General features: G+C 69.5%; 3 protein-coding genes and 1 pseudogene. 3 read left to right on the forward strand and 1 reads right to left on the reverse strand.

Going from position 1 to position 3,010, the window contains the following annotated elements; genetic code table 11:
• Positions 1–1,002 precede the first annotated feature (1,002 nt).
• Both AB0J24_RS28705 and AB0J24_RS28710 read left to right on the forward strand, forming a co-directional pair.
• Positions 1,003–1,614, forward strand: coding sequence for a TetR/AcrR family transcriptional regulator (locus AB0J24_RS28705; protein ID WP_358687002.1), 612 nt, complete (start codon positions 1,003–1,005; stop codon positions 1,612–1,614).
• A gap of 179 nt (positions 1,615–1,793) precedes the next feature.
• Entirely contained in the window at positions 1,794–2,366 is a 573-nt protein-coding gene (locus AB0J24_RS28710) for a hypothetical protein (RefSeq protein ID WP_358687003.1), read from the forward strand.
• Here AB0J24_RS28710 and AB0J24_RS28715 read toward each other — a convergent pair.
• Entirely contained in the window at positions 2,363–2,650 is a 288-nt protein-coding gene (locus AB0J24_RS28715; RefSeq protein WP_358687005.1) for a hypothetical protein, read from the reverse strand. The two genes, AB0J24_RS28710 and AB0J24_RS28715, sit on opposite strands and share 4 nt — an antisense overlap.
• Between AB0J24_RS28715 and AB0J24_RS28720 the strand changes: the two are divergent.
• A pseudogene (locus tag AB0J24_RS28720) lies at positions 2,615–2,885 on the forward strand (IS481 family transposase); the annotation flags it as partial. The gene AB0J24_RS28715 and the pseudogene AB0J24_RS28720 overlap by 36 nt on opposite strands.
• Positions 2,886–3,010: the final 125 nt, after the last annotated feature.

Raw genomic sequence — 3,010 nt, forward strand, 5'->3', positions numbered from 1 at the left:
CCAAGCAACGCAGCAACCAGGACTGACAGACCACTCGGGGGGTCAAAATCCCCGGACCCCACGGGGGTCAATTTTCAGGATCCGTTGACACCACCAGGTGGCCGAGACAGGGTTCGCGCACCGTGTACCTGGCCGAGCAGGTGTCCTGGGACACGGAGGGCAACCTGATCGGCCGGGACGACGTCGCCGCTCAGGATCGACGACCGGAGCCGGGCAGGAGAAAGAGCCAGAACCGGAGTTCCGGCTGATGGAGAAGGGTGGAGCTGCGGTGTGGTTCCCCCGCCGGCTCGGAGTGCTGGTTAGCTGACCGGGCCGGGTCGGCCCCGTCGGCCGGTGATGCGGGTTGATCGTCCAGGACACCCTGCTGGGCGCGCCAGGCAGTCTCGTACTCATCATCCGGTGGGAGCCACCCGGGGCAAGCCTGGATGCGGCGATGCCCTGGCCGAGACCACCGACCCCTCCGCGCACTACCTGCGCTACACCCTCACCCAACTTGCCCGGACCGGCCGTCCACACCGCGACCCGTACCTACCAGCGCTGGGCGCCCGCCGTGGCCCGCTGCAGCTTCGACACCTACGACCTGTTCGTACCCCCACCCCGACCCCGGTGGTAACGGCTCCCGCGCACAGGTCGGCCGCGGACCCCGGCACAACCCGGGCCCGTGGCCACGGGTCAGCAGCACCGTCAGTGGTGGCCGAAGTGGTTGCCGGCCCGTGCCGCAGCGGTGAGTGCGACCACCACCGGGCCGAGTGCCACCCGGGCCTGGTCCAACGCCCCAGTGACTCCCGGCAGGCATCGACCCCGGGCCGGCCGCCGCGGTCGTCGTAGAGCATGAACGCCTCGGGAAGGTGGCCGCTTGCGGACGACCTCGGCGTCCGACGGCAGCCGCCGGTGAGGGTTCGGTCTGCACGGTTCGTCCGCGTCGTCGTGGTTCCCGGGTGTCCCGCATCTTGACACGGGCCCTGACGGGACCCAGACTTCCGAACGGTGTCAGTAAAACCGATGGGCGATAGGCGGGCCGAGCGTCATCAGGCGACCGTCGACGAGATCGTCGAGGCGGCGTGGCGCCTGGCCCGCACCAGCGGGTTGGCGGCCTTCTCGCTGCGTGAGCTCGCGGGGGAGGTGGGGATGCGCCCGCAGTCGCTCTACTCGTACTTCGAGTCCAAGCACGCGATCTACGATGCGATGTACGCGCAAGGCTGCCGGCAGTTCGTCGAGGGACAAGCCAGCTGGACCCACTCCGGCGACGCGGTCACCGATCTGCAGGCGATCGGCCGGTTCTTCGTGGATTTCTGCACCCAGGACCCGGTGCGGTACCAGCTCATGTTCCAGCGCACGATCCCCGGTTTCGAACCGTCGGAGGGCTCGTTCGCGATCTCCGTCGAGAGCCTGGACTCGCTCCAGGCGCACCTGGTGTCACTGGGGATCGACGACCCAGCGGCGCTCGACCTGTTCACCGCTCTTACGACGGGTATCGCCGATCAGCAGATCTCCAACGACCCCGGCGGCGACCGGTGGGTGCGCCTGATCGATGACGCCGTCGAGATGTTCTGGAACCACGTCACCAGCCGCGCAGCGGCGACGACCCAGCCAGCCGAGGAGACCCGGGAATGACCGCTACGCACGTCGAGACCATCGCTCCGATCGCGCGATCCGAGGTCGAGAGGCTCGCCTCGACCGAGTATGCCCGGTTCGTGGACCAACTCCGGTCCCTATCGGGCGAGGACTGAGCGCGACCGACCGACTGCCCACTCTGGGACGTCAGGGCGGTCGCCGGCCACAGCGTCGGCATGATGTCGGACTTCACCTCGTTCCGGTCGCTGTTCCGCCGCATGCATGCGGCCAGCAGAGCCGCCAAACGGGCCGGCGGGCCGATGATCGACTCGATGACCGCCATGCAGGTGGCCGACCACGCCGCCATGTCCACCGCGGACCTCATCGAGGTGGCCACGATCAACGGACCGCGAGCGGCCCACTGGCGGGTCACGGCGCCGGCGGCGTTTCGCCGCATGCCGATGAACGAACAGGTCGGTGGTCAACCCGAGAGGTGGCGGATCGGCTACCTGCTCGACATCATCTTGACGAGGGATCCGTGGATGCACCGCGTCGACATCGCCCGCGCTACCGGCCGCCCGGTGGTCCTCACCGCCGAGCACGACGGGCGCATCGTCGCCGATGTGGTCGCCGAATGGGCACGCCGGCACGGTCAGCCGTTCTCCCTCACCCTCACCGGTCCCGCCGGCAACGAATTCGTCACCGACACCGGCCATGGCCCACATCTGAACCTCGACGCCGTCGAATTCGGCCGAACACTGTCCGGGCGCACCCCGGCCACCGGGCTCCTCGCTCAACAGGTTCCGTTCTAGGCTAGCGGCCCGGCCCACTGGCGTACGCCAGGAGGCGAGGGTGTTCCGGGTGGCGAGGGTGTTCCGGGTGGCGAGGGTGTTCCGGGTGGCGAGGGTGTCGGGGTGATCGGGGCCAGCACCCGCAGCAGCCCGGCCAGCACCTGCTCGAACTCCGCCTGGATTCCCCCGCGACCGTGCATCAGGTCCTGCGCCGCCACGACCGCCCGCGCCTGGCCGCCTGCGACCGCGCCACCGGCGAACCGGTCCGCCGCTACGAACGCGCCCGCCCCGGTGAGCTTGTCCACGTCGATGTCAAAAAGCTCGGCCGGATCCGGAGACGGCAGCAGACACCGCGTCCACGGCCGCGCCGTCGGCCGTCTCAACCAGGCCCGCGCCGGCGGGCGCGGCTTTCTGTTCCTGCACACCGCCCTCGACGACCACTCGCCGCTGGCCTACACCGAGACCCTGCCCGATGAGAAGGCCGCCACCTGCGCAGAGTTCCTGCGCCGGGCACATGCCTGGTTCGCCGGCCACGGCGTGACCCTTGAAGTGACACCTACTGGCCGGACGCCTCCAGACTTGGCAGTAGCCGAGGAGGAGGACGCGCGATGGGGCGTCGAAGTAAGTATCCCGAGGAGTTCCGCCGCAACGCCGCAGAGCTGGCT

It is taken from the genome of Pseudonocardia sp. NPDC049635 (assembly GCF_040659795.1).
In the GTDB taxonomy this organism is placed as follows: domain Bacteria; phylum Actinomycetota; class Actinomycetes; order Mycobacteriales; family Pseudonocardiaceae; genus Pseudonocardia.

What these genes read in the sequence shown, in the direction of transcription:
- AB0J24_RS28705 (WP_358687002.1), top strand. Translation starts at nt 1,003, where the DNA reads ATGGGCGATAGGCGGGCCGAGCGTCATCAGGCGACCGTCGACGAGATC.
- AB0J24_RS28710 (WP_358687003.1), top strand. Translation starts at nt 1,794, where the DNA reads ATGTCGGACTTCACCTCGTTCCGGTCGCTGTTCCGCCGCATGCATGCG.